11 protein-coding genes are annotated in these 22,994 nt (G+C 36.0%); 1 reads left to right on the top strand and 10 read right to left on the bottom strand.

The features are described 5' to 3' along the window. Window positions 1-4 precede the first annotated feature (4 nt). Window positions 5-1,402, bottom strand: coding sequence for an aminopeptidase P family protein (locus tag IEV50_RS09080; RefSeq protein WP_188413279.1), 1,398 nt, complete (start codon window positions 1,400-1,402; stop codon window positions 5-7). 245 nt (window positions 1,403-1,647) lie between these two features. Here IEV50_RS09080 and IEV50_RS09075 point away from each other — a divergent pair, with 245 nt between their 5' ends. Then, entirely contained in the window at window positions 1,648-4,014 is a 2,367-nt protein-coding gene (locus IEV50_RS09075) for a glycoside hydrolase family 127 protein (RefSeq protein WP_188413277.1), read from the top strand. A gap of 229 nt (window positions 4,015-4,243) precedes the next feature. Here IEV50_RS09075 and IEV50_RS09070 read toward each other — a convergent pair whose 3' ends face one another. The 9 genes from IEV50_RS09070 to IEV50_RS09030 form a co-directional block, all read right to left on the bottom strand. Next, the gene (locus IEV50_RS09070) at window positions 4,244-7,006 is read right to left on the bottom strand and encodes a DUF5695 domain-containing protein (protein ID WP_188413274.1); all 2,763 of its coding nucleotides are present in this window, start codon (window positions 7,004-7,006) and stop codon (window positions 4,244-4,246) included. 195 nt (window positions 7,007-7,201) lie between these two features. After that, window positions 7,202-8,527, bottom strand: coding sequence for a paraquat-inducible protein A (locus tag IEV50_RS09065; protein ID WP_229746682.1), 1,326 nt, complete (start codon window positions 8,525-8,527; stop codon window positions 7,202-7,204). 46 nt (window positions 8,528-8,573) lie between these two features. Beyond that, window positions 8,574-9,899: a paraquat-inducible protein A gene (locus tag IEV50_RS09060; RefSeq protein ID WP_188413272.1), complete on the bottom strand. Its 1,326-nt coding sequence runs from the start codon at window positions 9,897-9,899 to the stop codon at window positions 8,574-8,576. A 242-nt stretch (window positions 9,900-10,141) separates the two neighbouring features. After that, window positions 10,142-12,310: an outer membrane beta-barrel family protein gene (locus IEV50_RS09055; protein WP_188413270.1), complete on the bottom strand. Its 2,169-nt coding sequence runs from the start codon at window positions 12,308-12,310 to the stop codon at window positions 10,142-10,144. Window positions 12,311-12,420: 110 nt separating this feature from the next. Further along, complete coding sequence (locus tag IEV50_RS09050; RefSeq protein ID WP_188413268.1) at window positions 12,421-13,545, bottom strand: helix-turn-helix domain-containing protein; 1,125 nt, start codon at window positions 13,543-13,545, stop codon at window positions 12,421-12,423. A 229-nt stretch (window positions 13,546-13,774) separates the two neighbouring features. Beyond that, window positions 13,775-16,051 (bottom strand): catalase/peroxidase HPI, encoded by a 2,277-nt coding sequence (gene katG / locus IEV50_RS09045; protein WP_188413266.1) that lies wholly within the window; start codon window positions 16,049-16,051, stop codon window positions 13,775-13,777. Between the two features lie 146 nt (window positions 16,052-16,197). After that, window positions 16,198-18,234 carry a kojibiose hydrolase gene (locus tag IEV50_RS09040; RefSeq protein ID WP_188413263.1) on the bottom strand — a complete coding sequence of 679 codons (2,037 nt, stop codon included), beginning with the start codon at window positions 18,232-18,234 and terminating at the stop codon, window positions 16,198-16,200. A 137-nt stretch (window positions 18,235-18,371) separates the two neighbouring features. Further along, the gene (locus tag IEV50_RS09035; protein WP_188413261.1) at window positions 18,372-19,880 is read right to left on the bottom strand and encodes a RagB/SusD family nutrient uptake outer membrane protein; all 1,509 of its coding nucleotides are present in this window, start codon (window positions 19,878-19,880) and stop codon (window positions 18,372-18,374) included. Between the two features lie 18 nt (window positions 19,881-19,898). Then, window positions 19,899-22,922: a SusC/RagA family TonB-linked outer membrane protein gene (locus IEV50_RS09030; protein WP_229746681.1), complete on the bottom strand. Its 3,024-nt coding sequence runs from the start codon at window positions 22,920-22,922 to the stop codon at window positions 19,899-19,901. Window positions 22,923-22,994: the final 72 nt, after the last annotated feature.

Here is a 22,994-nt window from a genome sequence, read left to right as displayed (position 1 = left end):
TTTATTAATAAGCTTCGGCTCTTATGGCCTCTATTTCTTCTGTACTTTGAGCCAAATGTTTACCTAACATTCTACTTCCGTTTTCGGTGATAAGGAAATCATCTTCAATTCTGATTCCTGTGAAATCTCTAAACTGTTCCAACTTTTGATAGTTAATAAATTCAGCAAATTTATTTTCTGCTTTCCACCTATCGATAAGCTCGGGAATGATGTAAACGCCAGGTTCAACGGTCAAAACATAACCCGTTTCCAATTCTTTACCCAATCGCAAAGATTTCAATCCGAATTGCATGGTATTCTTTTTAAGTTCATCGGTGTAACCAACATATTGTTCACCCAAATCTTCCATGTCATGAACATCCAATCCCATCATGTGACCAGTTCCACATTGAAAAAACATAGCATGTGCACCGGCTTCCACAGCATCATCTACATTGCCTTGCATTAAACCAATATCTTTTAACCCCTGCGCCAAGGTTTTGCATGAGGTTAAATGCACATCGAGATAACGAACGCCCGGTGCCAAAGCATTTTTAGCGTTGGTATAGGCATCGAACACAATGTTATAAATTTCCTTTTGCTCAGAACTGAATTTTTTACTTACAGGAAAGGTTCGGGTAAGATCTCCGGCATAACCCAGGGCGGTTTCAACGCCCGAATCGTTAAGCACCATCTGTCCTGCTTTTAAAATATTGGCGTGGTAATGGTTGTGCAGTATTTCACCACGTACAGTTAAAATTGCTGGATAAGAAAGATTTCCACCGGAAGCTAAGGCTGCTTTCTGAATTTTGGCCGCAAGTTCCCTTTCATACATACCTGGTTTAGCCTGTTGCATAACCATTAAATGTATATCGGCAGATGTAGCGGCTGCTTTATCAAGTTCAACGATTTCTTCAGCAGATTTTATTGATCGTTGCGAAACAACTGCTCTGATAAGCTTTAATGATGCCGCATTTTTTAGTCCATCAAAAGGGATATTAAACCAATTAGCCAGCTTAATTTTATTCTCTGGGCGATAAGGTGGTAAAAAATGAATATCTCCACTTTCATATTTATATCGATTTAAATAGCTTTCGAGTTTATCAGTAGGCAGAACTTTTTCAATGCCCGAATCTTCTGATTTTTCTTTCAGCGTTTTCTGCCTGCCCATCCAAACGATATCATCAATACTCATCTCATTACCAAAAAGAATTAGTTCATCCGCATCCATATCAATAATTGCAGCCAAAGCTGGTTCACTGATGCCAAAATAATATAGAAAGGTACTATCTTGCCTAAAATGGTAAGTATTATCAGCATAATTCATAGGACTATACTCATTTCCTAAAAGGAGTATTATTCCCGTTTGAATTTTAGATTTTAATGTTTTTCTTCTTTCAATATAAATATCTTTATCAAACATATATTTTGGTGTTAAACAAATATCCCAAAAGCTTTCTTCATCCGATAGATTTTGAAATGAATGGCTAAAATATGGGTTATAATTGCAAATTATAAGCTATGTAATGGTATAAAAATCGCAATAAATCTCTTCTTAAAAGAAAATAAAGGTAAAATCTGCACAATAGCAGCAAATTAAAAGGTGCTATTACCACCACAATTTCAATAATTTTATTCCTTCTGAATACCAAATCACAAACAAAAGTCATGAATAAGATAATTATCAAAAGCTTAATAATTTACTCACTACTATACTCTACAAGTGTTGATGCTCAAAATTACCTACCACATTTTGCAGATAGCAGAATAAAAGTTAAGAATGTTATACCAATTAAAGCTTACGCTTTTGATTTATCGCAAGTAACTTTATTGGAAAGCACTTTTAAAATGGCCATGAAAGCTGATGAGGCTTATTTAACGGTAATTGAGCCAGATAGATTATTATCAGGTTTCAGAAAAAATGCAGGATTGGAACCCAAAGCAGAAATTTACGGAGGTTGGGAATCGGATGGATTAGCGGGCCACACTTTAGGCCATTATTTATCGGCGATTTCGATGCAATACGCTTCTTCAAAAGACCCAATATTTCTTCAAAAAGTGAATTACATTGTTGAACAGCTTGAAGAATGTCAAAAAGTCAGAAAAACAGGATATATAGGCGCAATTCCGAAAGAAGATGCCATTTGGGCCGAAGTTGCAAAAGGCAACATTAAATCAGGTGGTTTTGATTTAAACGGTGGCTGGTCGCCTTGGTATACCGTTCACAAGGTGATGGCAGGTTTGCTTGATGCCTATCTTTATACAGGAAATAACAAAGCACTTAATGAATGTATTGGCATGGCAAACTGGACTCAAAATACAATCGGAGGCTTAAATGATGAACTTCTACAAAAAATGCTGTTCTGCGAATATGGCGGCATGGCCGATGCATTGGTTAATTTGTATGCAATAACTGGCGAAAAGAAGTTCCTAAATTTATCTTACAAATTTTATGACAAGCGCATTCTTGATCCATTAGCAAAACAGCAAGATATTTTACCTGGGAAACATTCTAACACACAGATTCCAAAAGTTATAGCCAGCGCCAGAAGGCACGAAATTACAGGTGATAAAAATGATAAAGCCATTGCAGATTTCTTTTGGAAAACTATTGTTTATAACCACTCTTATGTAACCGGAGGAAACAGTAATTATGAATATTTAAGTGAGCCAAATAAATTGAATGATAAACTTACCGAAAATACAACCGAGACATGCAATACTTATAACATGCTTAAACTTACTGGACATTTGTTTACAGAAAACCCTTCGGCAGAATTATTCGATTTTTACGAAAAAGCACTTTATAACCATATCCTGGCTTCGCAAAACCACGATGACGGTATGACTTGTTATTTTGTTCCATTGCGTATGGGTGGTAAAAAAGAATATAGTGATAAGTTTAATACGTTTACATGTTGTGTTGGAACCGGAATGGAAAACCATGTTAAATACAATGAAAGTATTTATTTCAGAGGTAGCGATGGCAGTTTATATGTTAACTTATTTATTCCTTCTACACTTAACTGGAAAGAAAAAGGAATTAAAATAAAACAACAAACGCTTTTGCCACAGGGTAATAAAACTGAACTGACAATTAAAACAACAAAAGCTTCAAATTTCTCTATCCGTTTAAGAAAACCAAAATGGTCGGAAGGAATTATGATTGGTGTAAATGGTATGCTGCAGAAAATTACAGCTGATGAAACTGGTTATTATGTAATTAGCCGCAACTGGAAAAACAATGATAAAATAACGTACATAACACCCGAAAAATTGCACACGGAGGCTATGCCAGATAATGCTGACCGAAGAGCTGTTTTTTACGGCCCGGTTTTATTAGCAGGCGTTTTGGGCACAACAGAACCAGACCCTATAAAAGGAGTTCCGGTATTTGTTAGTGCAAATAACGACCCGACAGATTGGTTAAGCATGGTTAATCAGCAGGAACTAAAGTTTCAAACCGTTAAAACCGCACAACCACAAGAAGTGACCATGATTCCGTTTTATCAAACTAAAAATCAATATTACAGTGTTTATTGGGATGTTTTTACACCTGAAAAATGGGTGGTTCAACAAAAAATTTATGATGAACAAAAACGCAAACAAAAAGAGCTTGAAGATAAAACGACCGATATTTTTCGCTTTGGCGAAATGCAACCGGAAAGAGACCATAACTTTATCGCGGCAAAAGAATCTATGGGCGAAGAACATGGCCGGAAATGGAGATTAGCTGGCGAAGAAGGTTTTCTTCAATTTGATGTTAAAGTAGACCCAAGTTCTCAAAACACCCTCATTGCTTCATATTGGGGAATGGATAACAGGGGCAGAATTTTTGATATTTTAGTTGATGGCGTAAACATTGCCACTGAAGATTTAAATAAGTATAAAGAAAGCCGATTTTATGATGTTTCTTATAAAATTCCAACCGAAGTGACCAAAGAGAAGAGCAAAGTGACGGTTAAGTTATTCCCGAAGGCTAAAAACAGCGCTGGCCCGATTTATGGCCTAAGGATTGTAAAGGAGCATCCTTAAATTCAAAAAGTCGTTATTGCGAATTGAAGCGTTTGGATATACATTGGCATGAAGTAATCCTTTCTGCATAAAAATTAATTTAATATTATTAGAAAGATTGCTTTGCCGGCTGAAAAAGCCACATCAGCAAGGATGACTTTTGAATAACGTCATCTCCTTTTCATCAGGGCTATGAACTCACAAACCGAAATAAATATAAAAATTTATTAAAATCAAAAACCGTTACTACTTACCTGAGTAATATTACTTCTGACGATATTTCATTTGACAACTTAACTTCATAAGCACCTCGTTCTCCAATACTTTTATCTTTCAATGAATACTTACCCACACCATTCACTTTCGCTGGTTGGCTTATTCTTATCACTGCGTTATTTGTGTATTCATCAGCTTTACTTAAACTTAAACGAATCTCACCATTTACGGTGTTGTAAGTTAGCTCGTCGATTGTTCCTGCATCTAAGGTTATCCAAAGTCCGGCAGGTGCTACATAAATTGATGATTTTGCTGCCGTAGTTAATTTTACACGGATGATATTACGATTTTCAGTCAGGTTTCCGCCAAAAATCAGCCAACCAAACTCTTTATGTTTTAAAATATACGATGATGTATTAACCGCATAACCGAAAAAACCAGAACCGTAATCGCCTGTAATGCCATCATTCTTTAAAGTTGAAGGATATGCATGAAAAGCAGCAGGTGCAAAACCATCTTTGGTAATATTGGAAATCGAACCCATTAAACCGCCGTAACCAGTACGCAACAGGTAAAAATCATCAGGATTTTTACGATAATCCATCAAAACAGGGATGGCATTTAGTGCCGAACCATAATGATGAATCATACGTTCAATTCGCATTAGTTTGCCGCCGTATAAGAAATCCCAATACCTGCGGGCGTTACCATTATAAGCCCAATGCGGCACCACTGGCATATAAGCCAGGATTGCATCAAGAGTAACTTTTGCCTTATCCTGGTAGCCAAAATAGTTAGACCAAACATAAACTTCTTCCTGTCCGGTTGAATCCCAAGGCATTTCACTTCCAAAAGGATAATCAAGCGAACGCCAATGGTTAGCACGCTTTTTCATCTCGCCTTCAAGTTTCTCTGCTTCTAAAGTTAATCCCTCATTTTTTAAGTCGGTTAAAATCAGGTAGAAAATTGTGCCTTCCATTTGCCCGAATTGTGCGTAGTATGGTGCAATATTTACCATTGCTAAACCTGTTTCAGCGGCATCAATTAAATATTGTTTCCAGGATTTTTCCTCAACCAATCCCTGGTGGTTGCGAGCAAGGCGATACATTACCCAATGTGCGGCAGCAACATGAGGATAGTTGTATGAACGGCCAAGGTTATCGGCTTCTTTTTTTGGCCATGCAGACCAGGTTTTAAAATTGATGTCTTTAAAATAAGTCTCTTTTGGCAAAGAATCGGGTGCGTAATAAAATAAACTTTTCCTAACGCCATATTTCTGAGGCCCATCTTTAAGTTGAATCCGGCCAAACATCACTGTATCTACAAATTGTTTTAGCTTATCAATTTCGGCCTTTTCAGGATGAACCAATTGCTTCATCATTGCGCCAAGCCATGAACCTGCACCTCCTTCATCACTTAAACCAGCAATCCAAGCCCTGTTATCCTGAATAACCTGTTGTTGCTTTTCATAATCATAAGTTATTACCGAAGGATTACGTTTGAAGATGTTATCAGCCTTGTCAAACCACTGTTTTGTTATTAGAAAATTTCCATAACTAGCTATTACTTCACTTTCAGGCTCGATAACTTTATAGTTTATGGTTTGAATTAATCCATTAGCATAAGTTATCGATAATCGTACTCTTCCAGAATAATTTCCTTTTACAGAATAGCTTTTCCAACCATTTTTAGTAGAACCAATTGATTTAACTGTTAAAGAATTTAAAGGATAAATATTAATAGATTTGATTTTTTTATGATAGTTGATGAACAATTTTGCATCAACATCTTTTGGAAGCACATAACCCGGAACCGACATAGCAACCGGCTTGCGGTTTTCTATAAGTGTATTTTCGATATCTTTTGCCGTTCCTGATAAAATGAATTGAAGTCCGTAGGTTTTTATTTCTCCCGGTTTTAGAACAATAGAAGTCGGCGTATTCCACTGCTCCACTCCTTTCCATTCGTTTTCAGCATAAACTTTACTGTAAACCATCCATTCATAAAAACCTTCGAAAGCAATTCCACGCGGTGTTTTATCATCATTTAATGGATTATAAGCTTCGAAAGGAGTTTTTCCTAAAGGTGTAACAATTAATGATGGTGCATGACCGCTTAATCTGGTTACCTGCAAGTATCCTGCATCCTTACCGATATAAGGATCGTAAAAAACGTTTTTTGCATGGGTTTGCTCGAGTGTTCTACCTTCTAAAATATTATCAAATATCATTGGGATACCCAAGGCACCTATTTCTATGTTTTGAGTTGTTTTATTGGTTAATTCGAAACGTAAAACTAATTTGCCTGCTTTCATTTCCCAAAATCTTTTTAAGGCTAATGGAAAATCTGCAGCTAATGTCTGACTTAAATCGGCGGCTGCAAGTACATTTGGTACGGAAAGGTTTTTGACAGGATTGCGTTTAGCAGCCGTGCTGTAACTTTTCCAGGTTAGATCATCTCCAATTCTGAGTTTTAAATTGATATCACCTAAATGATAAAGTCCATCAGAACTTCTCACTTTTAAGCTATCACTTGGTACAAAATCGAAGTCTTTAACCGTTTTGGGCCTTAATCCAGCTACTGTTTGCGAGGATCTTACAAGTTTTAAATTAAAATCGTCTGCATCAAAAGTTAAAAATCCTTGCTCCAGCGCTAAAGTTGATGGCTTTTTGCCGAGTGCAATCCACGGCGATTGTGAGAAACTTTTTAATGTATTTGTAGCAATCAGAGCGGTGAAAAGAACAACCCTTAAGATATTCTTTACCAGAGAATTTAAGTTATTTTGATTTAAAAGCATAATCCATCCACACCACTTAGTAGTGGCACGACCAAAAATATACTTTATAAATTTAAGGAAATGCTTTTAGCAAAAACTGGGCAAAATCTGCAAATATTCAAGTTATATAAAATCATCAACTATTATGGCTGATGAAATTGGTTCAATAAACAACTTAATAAATCCCTATATGTTACAATGAAAAAACCTTATAAATTAAATGATGGTATCATTTGGTGTAATTCTTTTCATAATTACAGATAATATTATTGCATAAGCCACATAGCCAACAAAAACAAAATAACCTGGCTGCAACGAGGTGTTGTTAACAGTCATTGTTGTTAAAAAATCATTATGGATGTTTAAATTAGATAACTGGCTTTTCAAAATTCCATTTAAACCAATGTAAGTCATCAATATTCCAACTACCATTACATCTGCCATATCCCATTTGCCAGAATCTAATGCTAAATATTTAACCACTTTATTTTCTCCGAATTTATTATTTCCCAAAATGTGAATCCCCTTGCCAATCAATCTTAAAACCGGAAATATGATTACGAAAATAAAAATAAGTGCGCCAATAACTACCGAATCTGGTTTAGGCTGTTTAATTAAAACCCAAATAATATCTAATATACTTTTGCTTTGAAAAAATAACACTTGGTTTTCAAACACGATTTTTTCGCCAAGCAGCATAAAATTTAGAGATTGTATTCTTGCATCAACTTCAATAATTGGTGTGGTTATGCCAACCGCTAATATCACAACGGCAAACAATAACGAAACAATAAAGTGAGTGGTATGAAGCTGCGTTTGCTTTCTCATTATCAGCCAGATTCCTAGCGCAACCACTAAGCATGTAATCATTGCCCAAGCAGCATTTTGGGTATCTTTATTTATCCCTTCTAAACGGGTACTAATTTTCTTATTGAATTGTTCAGGATCAGATACATTATATTTTTTAGCGATGTACTTTGTAACTGCAACTCCAGCAAATTCTGTACTATCGTAAGTTTGTTTTTCTAACTGATCTATTTTACTCGTTGCAATGCCTTTTAGTCTTTTAATACTTGCCGGACTATTAATCTTTGCAATGATTGTTCTGGCAAATGATGGAACTAGTGCTTGTATTTTCTTCGGATCTACAAATTGTTTAAACGCAAACTTCTTTAACTTACCACCTATCGATTTTTGTGGTTTATTAAATTCTGCAACAGTTTTTTTAACCAAACCACTAAGTTGTGCCTCAACTTGCGATTGCAATTCCTTTTTCTGCTTAGCAGTCATTTTAAAATCACCAACTTGCCCTTCTACCACAGAAACGATTTTATTTCTCCATTGATCTACAGAAAAAAGACCAAATGTGATGTTGTTAACCATGCTGTAATCTTCTTTTATCTGCTCTCTTTCTATAGAAGTTTGGCGCAAACGATATCCAAAATAAGCCATACCGGCAAGCAATATACTTAGTGCGATGATTAGTATAACGTTGGCCAGACTATTTTTTTTAGCTGAAGGTTCTTGTATATGAGTTGTCAAAGCTATATTAAATTAAAATAATGAACTTAAAGATTTAGGAAACGTGCTAGTGAGAATCATGCGGCGTAATAAATTTCAAAATTGTTGATAATGTTAAACCATACAGCACGAAACTGATGAATATAATGTAACCAGGCTGTAGTGCCGTATTATTTGTAGTGATTATGGTTAAGGCATCGCTCTTTATATTTAACATTGCTAACTGTGTTTCTAACAAACCATTTAAGCCGATGTAAACCATCAAAATTGCTATTACAATTACATCGGCCATGCTCCATTTGCCAGATTGAAAAGCGAAGTATTTGATAACCTTATTTTCGGCCAATTTCTTTTTCCCTAATAAATGAATTCCTGTTGAACTCAATTTCATAACAGGGAAGAGAATGCTAAAAACCAAAATTAATATCCCCACAAGTATCGAATCAACAGCCGGTTGCTTAATTAATACTTCAACAACATCAAGAATACTTTTACTTTGAAAGAATAATACCTGATTTTTGAATACCACATGTTCGCCTAAAAGCACAAAATCTAATGATTTTATACGTGCGTCAACCTCTATCATCGATGCCATTAAACCAACCGCCAGCAGTATAAAGGCAAATAATAACGACATAATAAAAAGTGTAGCATGTAGCTCAACTCTTCTTCTAAGCATCCACCAGAGCGACAAAACCACAACAATACCAATCAACATGATGAATGAATAGGTATATGTTTGATTTTTAATATTCTCTAGCGAATTGGTTAGCTTATTATTAAATTGATCAACTGTTTTAACTTGATATTTTTTATATACTTTAGAAATTAAAGCTTCTTTCTCTGATAAAAGACTATCAACAACACCTGTGTTTTCCATTTGTGTAAACTTACCCATAGCCATTGTACTCAATTGCTTTTTATTGGTCGGGTTATCTACCTGTGCGATGATAGTTTTTGCAAATCCAGGAATCTGAGCTTTGATATCATCGGTATCCACAAAATTTCTTACAGCAAACCTTGTTATTTTTCCACTTACTGATTTTTGTGGTTTATTAATTAAGCCTTCTGCTTTATTAATCAGAGCAAGAATAATTTGTTCCACTTCAACCTGAAGCGCTTTTTTTTGCTTCGGTGTCATCTTAAAATTTCGCACCTGATTTTTTAAGATTCCTGCAACTTCATCATGCCATTGATCAACAGAGAATAAACCTAACGTAATATTATTTACATTTGAATAATCTTCCTTTATCTCCTTCTGCTGACCTGAAAGTGTGTGCAATCGAAAACCATAGTAGCCTTCTACGCATAACAATAAACCCAGGCCAAGTACTAGCAAGATTATTGAAACAACTGGTTTGCGTTGTGTTTGAGGTATATTTTCTGTTGTCAAGTTGTATAATTTTATGCAAAAAAAATTAATTATTTATTAATTACCAAGAAATAAGTTAAACCAAATAACTAAATTAATTCTTGATGTAATTATCTCATTACAGTACAATTTTAACTTTATTATTGGCTTCAATATTTGGCTTTATACATAATTCTTGAAGGCAAACACTCTAAAACCTAAGATTGTTTTAATAAAAATTTATAAGCATGAATCATAAAAAAATATCCCTGCAGCATAAAATGCTAACCTCTTGATTTTATCCTTTCTTGTTCTTCTGTCTTACTTTTATCAGTACCTAAACTTTTAACTTTCTTATTTCCAAAAATGTAGTTTAATCCTACATAAACGCCACGGCTTTCCCACTTTCTGGAGTTGGTTTGGTTTATTTGTCCGATGATAGCAGTTTGCTCCCATTTTTGTGTATTAAACACGTCTCTCATGGCCAAATTTAAATTTAGCTTATCATTAAAAAAAGATTTTTTTAATGATAAATCTACACTGTAAATGGCTTTGGTACTGTAGATAGATGACCGACTTGCATAATTAAACCAGCTGCTTAAACCAGCCTTCCAATTTTTTCCTAGATTAAAAGTATTACTTATATATCCGTTAAAGCCAGCTCCACCTCTATTTATACTAGCCAAGCCATTGTATTTACTTAAATCAGCTTTATAAAACTGATAATATGGTTCGGCAGAGAAATAACCAGACCAAATTTTAAAAAATGTAAATGGCGTACTCAAACTGATATTTAAAAAGCTCCGAACCCCAGCGTTTATTGGCAGTTCTAATGTTTGGTCGCCTTGTTGGGTTCGTACAAATTCTATTAAATCGCGTGTTGAGTTGTAATTTAATTTTAACTGTCGCTGACCATCGAAAGTGTAATTGAACTCCAAATTTTGGGTAAATTGAGGCAGTAACAACGGATTACCCTGCGATGCATAGTAGAAATCCGTTCGATAAATATATGGATTCTGATCTTGAAACGACGGACGATTTACCCTTCTACTGTATGCAAAACCCATGCTGCTATTCTCACTTAGTTGATATCTTAGAAACAAAGTTGGGAAAAGATTAAGGTAAGATGTATCCGGTAAAGCTGTTTCGAAACCAATTTCGTTTACCGAAATGCCCTTCATCTTAGTATATTCTGCCCTTAAGCCTAATTGTACATTAAATTTTCCGTAACTCCGCTCAAAACTTCCATAAACGGCTGCGATTTTTTCACCGTAATTAAAATCATTAAATTGATTTAAACGTGTACCAACCGCATCATTTTGAAATCCTCTCAAAGTATTATCGATTTTGCTGGATGAAAATTTAATACCTGATTCGAAGTTACCCTTTCCAAGTTTACGACTATAATCAACCTTACCAGAATATAAATTTATTGTACTTTTTGTTTCATTGTTAAATAAAGTAGCTAATCCAGATGTTGTAAAAAGATTATCAACCTTGTTACCCAATTGAGATGTATAATGCATTTGATCTATTTCTACAATCAACTTACTTTCATTTAGACCTTGATACTGGTAGTTAAAATTATTCGACAAGCGATTTTCTGTGAGATTAGCTAAGGTATTGGTTAAAAGTAAATCATTTGTATTTCCTGATACTTGGGTATTTGCTTGCGAAGGAAAATCATCCCATGTACGCTGGTAGTTAGAAATCATACCAATTTTTTGTTTTTCTGTTATAACATATTCTAAACCAGCCCGAGCCATAGAATTGCTGTAACCTTGTTTCTCTAATCCACTCTGCGTCAAAATTTTATCTGATAAAATACGATTACTATTCACTTTTGTAAACTGTAAACTATTATCCAAATTTCCGTTTATAAAAACTGAAATCTTCTTCCCTTTATTATTTAAATTGAAAGCACCATTTTGCCTGTAATTATCCATTTTTTGGTAACCGGCAGTTAGGCTACCGCTTGTGCCGTAAGCTCCAGATTTTTTGAAAACAAGGTTAATTATTCCGGCATTTCCAGCGGCATCGTATTTAGCCGATGGATTTGAGATCACTTCAATGGTTTTTAGGTTAGATGCAGATGTACCTTTCAGCAAGGCACTTAATTGTTGTGCATTCAAGGTTTGGATTCGTCCATCTAATAAAACCTGAACGCCGTTTTTACCGCTAATTTTTACGTTATCTTGTCCATCTACAGTAACACCAGGCACTTGCCTTAAAAGTTCTAGTGCATTTAAGCCAACTGAATTCGGCATGGCATCAACATTTAATTGTGTTTTATCTGTCTTAACCTGAATTATTGGTACAGCGCTTTTTATATTCACCTCGTTAAGGCGAAAAGATTTTAATGTATCCGTTTTAATCGAAATACTATCAGGCTTTTGTGCAGTGGCTGATAAATTGATAAAACATAAAAACAAGTAAGTTAAGAAGTGTTTCATGATTGAGCTTTTTTCATCAAAACTCATCATAATCCAATAGGCTATCGCTTCAAATCATAATTTGAGGCAACATTATGAGGGCTCAAATTATAATTTGCAACCTATTTATTTTAATTCAGGAAATCTTTCGGGTTTTTGCCTGTAAACTTTTTGAAGCTTCGATTAAAAGTCGCTTTAGAATTAAAACCTGCATCGAATGCAATGGCAAGTAAAGTTTGATTTTTAAATTCGGGTAGAGATAATCGCTCAATTACTGCATTAACCCGGTATTGATTAATGTAGTCGTTAAAATTAAGTCCAAATTGCTGATTTACAGCCCTACTTAAAACAACAGCATTTGTATGAAGTTTCTTGGCAACTTCGCTTAAAGTTAGATCCGAGCGTTCAAATAAAAATTCCTTCTGCATTAATTGAATTAGCGCTAATTTAAGCGCAATCATCTTTTCATCAACAACTAAAGGTTCATTTATTGCAATTGTAGAATCTTTGCTTTCTGTTATCGAAGTTACTTGTTCCTCATCAAATCCAGATAATAAAATTGGATCGAATTGGATTTTGTACAGTGGCAAATAAACGGCATGATAGGCATTAATAGCAATATAATAAACAACAATTGCAAAACCTACATAGTAATACCAAGGTCCAAAATACCGCATGCGCTCGAAAAACGTAAAGTTAGAAAGTATTGCTCTTATGATTGGCATTACACTTAACAAGGCAAATGCATAGAGAAAATTCCTAAGCCATTTTAAACTTGCTTGGTCTGCAAACGATGTAGCAATGGCCGTGTATTTTTTATATTGATTATAATATCGTATGGATAAGAATAGATAGATAAGCACACTCACCATCGAAAGAAGTGTGTACCAAGTGGCGAAATCAGGATCTTCGTATTCGCTGGTTAGATGGTATTTTTTATAGATAAGCACATCAATTAAGCTTAATGCCACATTAATTACCAAGTATAGTGCACCTGGCAATAAATGTATAAGTGCTTTTCCTTTTATACGAAAACTATAATTAAAGATAGACTGGGTGTAGAAATACAGTATTGGCCCAATAAACAAACTGTGTACAAAAGGAACAAAAAATAGAATATCGCGATAAGGTTGATTATCGTACCAGCCAGCAAAGCCAACCATAAAAGGGATAATCAAAAGCGCAGCAATGAGCAAAAACCAACCCATTAATTTATCTGCATAGTTTTCTAGTTTTATAGCTCTTTTAAAAAACAAAAAACTATATACTGATATATGAAAGAAAAAGATGAGAAGAAGACAGCTGTAAAGGCTAAACTCAAAAAGCATAAGTCCAAATTATGAATAAATAATTAGGTTTTCAATTTAGCATTTCATTTGGCGGGAATGAAAAAGAGGCTATTATCATAAATTTTAAATGAATACAGCCTCTAATTAATTACAAATTTTTACTTTTCGATTAAACTACATTTAAGAGTCTTATCTATTAGTTCTTGGTTACATCGAACCTATCAAGGTTCATTACTTTAGTCCATGCTTCTGCAAAATCATTTACAAATTTATTACCTGCATCAGCACTTCCGTAAACTTCGGCAATTGCCCTAAGTTCTGCATTAGACCCGAATACGAGATCTGCACGGGTAGCCATCCATTTAGGTTGTCCAGTTTTCCGATCACTACCCAGGTAAGTTTCACTTTCATCAGATGTTGCCTTCCAGGCCGTGTTCATATCCAATAAATTCACAAAGAATTCATTGCTTAATTGTCCTGGATTTTGTGTAAAAACACCATTTTTAGAACCATCAAAATTGGTATCAAGTACACGCAAACCACCAACCAAAACAGTTAATTCAGGAGCAGTTAAAGTAAGTAAATGCGCTTTATCAACCAACAACTCTTCAGTTGAAACTGATATTTTTGCCTTGCGATAATTACGGAAACCATCGGCTACAGGCTCTAAATAACTGAAAGATTCTACATCTGTTTGCTCTTGCGAAGCATCCATACGACCAGCAAGAAAAGGAATATTTATATGACGACCGCCATTTGCCGCAGCTTTTTCTACAGCAGCTGAACCAGCAAGTACAATTAAATCAGCCAATGATATTTTTTTACCTTCTACATTAGAACTATTAAATTCTTCTTGAATGCCTTGTAAAACAGATAACACTTTTTGCAATTGCGCAGGATTATTAACTTTCCAATCTTTTTGTGGCGAAAGGCGGATACGCGCACCATTTGCACCACCACGCTTGTCTGAACCACGGAAAGTTGATGCCGATGCCCATGCTGTAGATACCAATTCAGCTATACTCAGACCAGATTCCGATACTTTTGCTTTTAGTGATTCAACATCACTATCATTTACAAGTGGGTGATTAACTACAGGAATTGGATCTTGCCATAATAATTCTTCCTGCGGCACATCGGCACCTAAATACCGAGTTATAGGCCCCATATCGCGGTGAGTTAATTTAAACCATGCACGAGCGAAAGCATCTGCAAAATCTTCTGGGTTTTCCAGAAAATGACGTGATATTTTTTCATAAGCCGGATCTAACCTTAGCGATAAATCTGTGGTAAGCATGGTTGGCAAATGTTTTTTAGTCGCATCAAATGCATCAGGAATAATTGCCTCGGCATTTTTAGCTACCCACTGGTGTGCTCCGGCCGGACTTTTAGATAATTCCCATTCAAAACCAAAAAGATTTTCAAAATAATTGTTGCTCCATTGTGTTGGTGTGGTTGTCCAGGTTACTTCCAAACCGCTTGTAATGGCATGAGTACCTTTTCCAGAACCGAAGCTATTGTGCCACCCAAATCCCTGGTGCTCTAAATCAGTTCCTTCAGGCTCACTGCCCACATGGTCTGTAGGCGCTGCACCATGGGTTTTACCGAATGTATGTCCGCCAGCGATTAATGCAACAGTTTCTTCATCATTCATTGCCATTCGGCCAAATGTTTCACGTATGTCTTTAGCTGCCAAAATCGGGTCAGGATTTCCATCAGGTCCTTCTGGATTTACATAAATTAAACCCATTTGTACCGCAGCAAGTGGTTTTTCTAAAATTCGGGTATGAACATCTCCGTCAGCATCATCATCGCTTACCAGTACACCCTCACCTTTTACACCCGATGAACCATGTGCATAACGAATATCACCACCTAGCCAAGTTCTTTCCGAACCCCAATAAACAGATTCATCTGCCTCCCAAACATCTGCACGGCCACCAGCAAAACCAAAAGTTTTAAAACCCATTGATTCTAAAGCGATATTTCCGGCAAGAATCATTAAATCTGCCCAAGAGATTTTTTGACCATATTTTTGTTTAATTGGCCAAAGCAACCTGCGGGCTTTATCTAAGCTCACATTATCAGGCCAGCTATTTAAAGGGGCAAAACGCTGCAAGCCTGCACCTGCACCACCACGACCATCACCTACACGGTAGGTTCCGGCACTGTGCCAAGCCATACGTATAAATAAGCCGCCATAATGTCCAAAATCTGCAGGCCACCAATCTTGAGAATCAGTCATTAACGCATGTAAATCACTTTTAACTGCTTCTAAATCTAAACTTTTAAAAGCTTCTGCATAATCAAAATCTCTATCAGGATTTGAAAGAGGAGAATTCTGACGTAAAATATTCAGTTTTAATTGATTTGGCCACCAGTCATTATTTCTCGTACCACCGCCTCCAGTATTGTGTTTCATGCTGCCATTATGAAATGGGCATTTGCTAATATCATTTGAATCGTTTTCCATTTTATGAATATTATATTTTGGTTATTGTTTACTAAAATTAATATACCATAAAAATAGGATTTAAAGGGAAACAATAACAATCATTAAATTTTATATCCTTATAGTTAAAATCTATTATGAGGTTTTTTTTACTTCCAGCTTTTGAGCTAGTTTTTATTTGTAACTATGAAAGTCTTTTTTTCAATACCAACTCCTGTAATTTTAATAGATTTCCAATTAGATGGCAATATACTTTTCAGTTGAATAATACCTTTGCTGGTTATATCAAGACCACCAAAACCCATAAGCATACTTTGTAAAACGCCACCTGCGCCGGTTGCAAAATATGGATTTGTGCCTCCTTTAGTTTCAGCGATGACTCTAAAAGGAGGATTTAAATTCGGTTGATACGCCTCTTTAAAATAACTGTAAGCCTTTTCTGCGTTCCCTGTTCTTGCGTACAGAAGTGCAAAAATTGCATGTGTCATTGCTGGCGTACCTTCATCTGGAATACGTGTTTCATAATAAGCTAAATCCTTTTCAATTTGATTTTTATCTATTATGATCTTTAAAGGATAGGCCAGTAGATTCACATCGGCCTGTTTGATTCCCTCGCCTTTGTAGCTTGCATGTTCCTTTGTTACACCATCAGCAAACTTTAAAATTGGAATATTTTTTTCAACCAAATCCCAATCCTTGTTTTGAGGCAAACCTAAAATAGTTGCTGCAAGATTTGCATTAACCAGATTCAATTTTGCCGCAGCATTTGTAAAGGCATTATTATCTACATTTTCAGCCCATTCATCTGCCGCAACTACATTTTTTATGTCAAACTGATTGGGTCCATTTCGTTCTACTCTACTTGCCCAAAAATCAGCTGTTTGCGATAAAATTGGCCATCCCTTCTCTTTAAGCCATTCTTTATCTTGGGTTACGCAATAGTAATTCCATGCTGCCAAGGCAACATCGGCTGTAATATGATGTTCGAAAGGACCGCTTAAAGCCCAAACAGGCGTTTCTTCAACACCAGAATCGGCACTTTCCCATGGGTACATAGCACCTTTATAGCCATGCGAAAATGCATTCCGCCTAGCGGGTTCTAAGCGCTCATATCGATACTCAATTAAAGATTTTGCAATGTCGGGGTGAAGAACAAGTAATGCCGGAAACATCCAGATGTCCGTATCCCAAAAAACGTGACCATTATAACCTAAACCCGATAAGCCCATTGGTGATAGTGAATAAGAAGTACCCGCACGGGAGAATGAAGTTAGATGATACAACATACTGTGAACATCCTGTTGCGCTTGTGGGTCACCTTGAATTAAAATATCTGATTTCCAAAGTTCATCCCATGCCAAATTATGAAATTTAATCAACCTGTCATGCCCCTCAAGCTTGGCAAAAATCGTCATTCGCTCCGCTTCATTCAGCGGATCGGCATGTTGAGCAGAACTGATAGTACTTCCTACAACAGAATAGGTGTAGCTTTCTCCGGCCTTTAAAGTTTTTCTAAACTTCATTAAATGACTATTATTATCCCACATTTCATGGATAATTTTGGGTTCACTCCCATGCTGCTCTGTAAATAAAAAACTATTCGAAGCACAAAGCTGTAACTTGCCTGTAGGACTTTTAGCCGTTGAAGTGAGTAAACTTAAAGTTACATGAGGCCTATCGATTTCATTATAATAATTCTCTACATCTCGTAACGCATCAGGAGTTTCCATTACACTAGCAGCGGTTAATTTTAAATCCTCATTTGCAGTAATAGTCACATCCATTAAAACGGTAAAAGGCAAATGCCGAAGCGCATAATACGTGTATTTTACATTTGCCTTTTTTCCAAATTGAAGTTGAGTGGTAAAAGCTGCATGCTTCATATCCAACTGTTGCTGCATGTTCGATGTATTCTGTTCGTCTAAACGTTTGCCATCAATTTCGATATACATGTTTAGCAAATTGAATCCATTTAAAAAATTACTTACCCTTCCACGACCATAAGTATCATAAGCACCAGCTAAAATCACATTTTTAACTTTAAATGGTTGAGGAGATGATACTATGCCTAGAATTCCATTAGCAGCAGTAATGCCGAAGTATTTGTTTGGGTCAATTTTATCAGCACTAATTTTCCATGCATCTTGCGCTTTAGAACTAAAACTGAGAATTAGAAAAGATAAAAATAAAAATTTGTTTTTCATGATTAGTTAGTTGATGATTTGTAAAGCTTAAACCTATAAAAACTAAGGCTTAAAAAAGCAAGAGGTTGAACCGAAATCAAATTATTAGATAATCTGTTAACGATGCAACCTCTGGCATTTAAGATATTAAATCGTGCTTAATACCCTGGATTTTGAAGAAGATTAGGGTTACCAAGCTGATTATCAGGAATTGGAAACACTAAATATTTAGCCTCACTAGCTGGTTTTTCTTGCCAAGCAGCAAGGAATTTACCAAAACGGATTAAATCTTGTCTTCTGAAACTTTCCCAATAAAGTTCGCGACCGCGTTCATCTATCAAAACATCCAGCGTTAAAGACGTTAATGCAGAAGCACCCCTAGCCGTTCTTAATGTGTTTACCAATGCAAGTGCCTGAGCTGTTTGCGAAGTTCTTAACTGAGCCTCAGCTTTCATTAACAATACATCAGAGTAGCGGAAGTAAACCCAATCGTTATCTGGTTTGTTGGAACCCGAATTTGCAAAATCGATAGGGTATTTTATAACGCGGATACCGGCAATCTCTAAGTGATTTGGATCACGTTCGATGATGCTAACTTGAGGATCAAAAGATAGTGGATTGCCCTTTCTGTCTTTTAAAGCAACGCCATTTTGGTTTACCTGCTGACCTACAAGGAAGCCAATTCTGATACCAGAAACATTGGTTTGACCAGTATAAGAACCACCTCTTCTGGTATCATTGGCTTCAAATTTTGCGTAAAAATTTGATAGCGTAGAAAAACCATTGTAACCACTAGGATTTTGGTTATAATGTGTTGTACATTTCCATTGACCATCTAAATCGCTACCAGCAGTACCTCCAAGATTTTGTGCCGTAAAAATGTTTTCTTTTGACAGAATATCATTTGTTGGTGCAAAATTATCAAAATAGTTAGCAGTTAAAGTATATCCACCAGCGGCAATTTCATCTGCCAGAGCAATTACTCTGGCCATATCTGCAGCGTCAAATGTTGGTGTAGTACGGTTTAAGAAAGCACCTTTGTTTAAGTAAACTTTCATTAAAAGCATTTTAGCCGCATTTTTATTAGCAACATTTGCCGGTCCGTTTGGCAGATCAGGAATAATTGCGTTCAACTCGCTGATTAAATAAGCAATCTCATCAGCTGCATTTCTAACGCGTGATGGTTTGGTTACATCTTCTCCTGCATCTCTGTAAGGTACTTGTCCCCATCCATCTAAAATAGAGAATTGAGCAAAAGCACGTAAAAAACGAGCCTGTGCAGCCTGAGATGGCGTAGGACTGGCGCCTAAAACGCTGGTTGCTACGTAGGAAATACTGTTTAAATCTCTGAAAACATCAGAAATTCTGGTATGATCCGGAGCCCATTTATGTAAATGTAACGAACGCCATGCACCATTATCATCCCAGTCACCCGCTCTTGTTGGAACAATTATCTCGTCTGAAGTTACTTCTTGTAAAGCAGCCCAATTCCACGGAGCCTGGTATGGTCCAATCATAGCGGCATAAGTTGCACCCAATAAACTGGCAACATTACCACCCGAAACACCTGCACTACCTACCTGTCCGTTCAGGTTTTCATCAAGCTTGGTACAACCCGAAAAACTTAGGGCAACCACAGCAAAACCGAAAATATATTTATTTTTCATGTCTTTATTTATTAAAAATTATAGAGAAAAATTAACACCAAAATTGAATGTTCTTGCGGTTGGGTATGCTGTATAATCAATACCCGCCGATGGAACACCACTCACACCTTTATTAACATTAACTTCAGGGTCGAAACCAGTGTAATTGGTAATTACGAAAAGATTTTGTCCGTTAACGTAAACATTTAATGATTTTATTGCCTTACCAATATTTCCGAAATTATAGTTTAGCGTTGCATTAGCCAATTTTACATAATCACCTTTTTCAATATATCTTGATGATGCAGCAATTGGATTTGCCAATGATTCTGGAACTGGTAAAGTTGCCAAAGCAGAAGAAATATTTCTTGTACCTAAGTTAGATATTGCCAACACAGAGTTTGCTGTGTTGTTGTAAATGTCTTGTCCAAATGCTCCATTAAAGTTAGCTGTGAAAGACAATTTTTTATATCTGAAATTGGTACTTAAACCCATGATAACCTTCGGATTTGGATTACCTACATAATAGTTGGTAAAACCATCATCAGTATAAAGTGAAAATCCGTTGGCATCCAAACCATTGTATTGTCTGGTTACCATTGCAAATAATGGTAAACCATTTTGAATCACTTCTGTAGTTACACCGCTTAACCCCTGACCATTTAATGAACCTGTTTTAATGATACCGTTGATGTTTTGAACTTCATTTTTGATGAAAGTTGCATTACCACCTAAAGACCAGGAAATATTATCCTGCTCGATGATGTTTCCATTTAAAGTTAACTCCAAACCTTTATTGATGATTTGACCAGGTAAATTTACCCAGGTTGGTACGTTACCACCCACTGCCGGTACGAATGAAATCTGAGGAAATAACAAATCGTTGGTTTTTTTATTGAAATAATCAACAGAACCTGTTAGTCTGTTTTTTAACACAGCGAAATCTATACCTACATTTGTTTGAACATCAGACTGCCATTTAAGACTTGGATTGGCATTGTTAATGGCAATTAAGGTTGGGGCTCCATTTGAGTTACCGTAATCATAACGCTGTTGAGCAGAACCTGATGGGAAATCCTGATTACCGGTTTTTCCATAACCTACTCTTAATTTTAACTGATTAATCCATTCGGTATTTGCCATGAAGTTTTCCTTTTTAATATCCCATGCCGCGGCGAACGAAGGAAAGTATCCATAACGGTTAGATCTACCAAACTTAGTAGAACCATCTGCCCTGAAAGTAGCTGTTAAAATGTACTTGCTATCGTAGTTAAAGATTGCCCTTGCAAAGTATGATTGCAATTCTGTAGTTGGACTGTTGTAAGCAGAAAACGTACGGTTTGCCGGTGCCGTTGTTTGGAAGGCATCAGTATAATCACCATCAATTTCTCCAAAACCGGTAGCGGTATTGGTTGTCCCTTTATTTATGAAATTAGAATACTCATAACCGATAATTGCGTTTAAATTTAATTTACTTACAATTTCTTTATTGAAATTTAAAGTATTGGTAAATTGCTGCGTAATCAATTCGCTGTTAGAGTAACTTGCATAACCTCCAAGAAATGCACCTGACGGCTGAATATTCTGAAGATTTAAGAAACTTCTGGTTGATGCTCTTCTGATACCTGTGCTATAATTAACACTTGCAAGCATACGATATTCTAACCAAGGGGTAATTTTGTAATATGGAGAAACACTTCCCAAAATGGTTGATACTTTTGATTTATCGTTATTTGCAGCTAATGCAACCATTGGATTAATCGTTGTAGAGCCGTAATCAATGAATAAACTTCCATCAGGATTGTAAAATGATTGCGTTGGGTTCCATGATAATGCCTGGCTAATTAAACTTCCTGTAAAACCAGCATCAGTCGTAATTGGTGCAATACTTTCTAAGTATTGGTTGCTGATCATGTTTACATCAAGACCTAATTTTTTGCTTTCTAAAAACTTAAAGTTTCCATTAAAACCAGCACTGTATTTTTTAAAGTCAGTTGTTTTAATAATACCTTGCTGATCTTGATAACCCAATGAGGCACGGAATGTATTTCCATTTGCACCACCGCTAATACCAACAGAATAGTTTTGATTGTAAGCTGTTCTGGTAATTGCGTCAAGTGCATCAACACTCGAACCAAAATTACCGGTGGTAAGGTTATACCTTGATAATGCAGCACGGTATTCATCGCCAGATAAAACATCAACTTTCCTTGCAATATTGCTTACACCTGCTGAAGCACTAATATCAATTTTCGTGTCGCCGGATTTACCTCTTTTGGTCGTAATTAAAACCACACCATAGGCAGCACGTGAACCGTAAATTGCTGTTGCAGATGCATCTTTTAAAATCTCCATCGATTCGATATCGGCTGGATTGATAAAGTTTAATGGATTACCATCTGGTGCAGTACCAATTCCTGCACTAGATGATGGTCTTGCTGATCTTCCGTCAAGTGCAACTCCATCAACTACATATAAAGGTTGTCCTGTTCCTGTAATTGCAGAGTTACCTCTGATACGAACTGTAGATGCACCACCTGGCTGACCGCTGTTGTTAATCATTTGTACACCAGCTACTTTACCTTGAATTAATTGGTCGGGAGCGTTCAGCGGACCTTTGTTAAAATCCTTAGCCGAAACTGTTGTTGCAGCTCCAGTTAAATCGCTCTTTCTCACCGATGCATAGCCGACAACCACAACTGCATCTAAATTATTTAATGATGTTAGTGTAAAGTTAATGATTGTCTGATTGCCTACGGTTACTGTTTGGCTTTCGAAACCAACAAAACTTACTAATAATTTTGATGTAGCTGATGGTACAGTGATTTGATATTTACCTTCTGCATCACTTTGTGTTTTTGTACTTGTACCTACAACCTGCACGGTTGCACCTACTAATGGCAGTTTATCACTATCGAGAATAACCCCTTTTACAACGGTTTGCGCAAAAGCAGCCGTGCTTAAAAAGAGCATAAAGAAACTCAAGACAATAAGTTTCTCTAGTGAATACAATTTCTGTTTTATAGGTAAAACAGACCAATTGCTTGGTAGAGTCATGTTCATAATTGATTTATTAATTGGTTAGTAAAATTTATTTTTTATTGATTTCTTTAATTATAAATTTTAAGGTGGTAA

Source organism: Pedobacter mendelii, assembly GCF_014635725.1.
In the GTDB taxonomy this organism is placed as follows: domain Bacteria; phylum Bacteroidota; class Bacteroidia; order Sphingobacteriales; family Sphingobacteriaceae; genus Pedobacter; species Pedobacter mendelii.
The sequence above is the reverse complement of the archived record's forward strand: the minus strand, read 5'-3'. Positions and strand labels throughout refer to the sequence as shown.

Coding starts and splice junctions, on each gene's coding strand:
- IEV50_RS09080 (WP_188413279.1), bottom strand. CDS start 1,402: ATGTTTGATAAAGATATTTATATTGAAAGAAGAAAAACATTAAAATCT.
- IEV50_RS09075 (WP_188413277.1), top strand. CDS start 1,648: ATGAATAAGATAATTATCAAAAGCTTAATAATTTACTCACTACTATAC.
- IEV50_RS09070 (WP_188413274.1), bottom strand. CDS start 7,006: ATGCTTTTAAATCAAAATAACTTAAATTCTCTGGTAAAGAATATCTTA.
- IEV50_RS09055 (WP_188413270.1), bottom strand. CDS start 12,310: ATGAAACACTTCTTAACTTACTTGTTTTTATGTTTTATCAATTTATCA.
- katG (WP_188413266.1), bottom strand. CDS start 16,051: ATGGAAAACGATTCAAATGATATTAGCAAATGCCCATTTCATAATGGC.
- IEV50_RS09040 (WP_188413263.1), bottom strand. CDS start 18,234: ATGAAAAACAAATTTTTATTTTTATCTTTTCTAATTCTCAGTTTTAGT.
- IEV50_RS09035 (WP_188413261.1), bottom strand. CDS start 19,880: ATGAAAAATAAATATATTTTCGGTTTTGCTGTGGTTGCCCTAAGTTTT.
- IEV50_RS09030 (WP_229746681.1), bottom strand. CDS start 22,922: ATGAACATGACTCTACCAAGCAATTGGTCTGTTTTACCTATAAAACAG.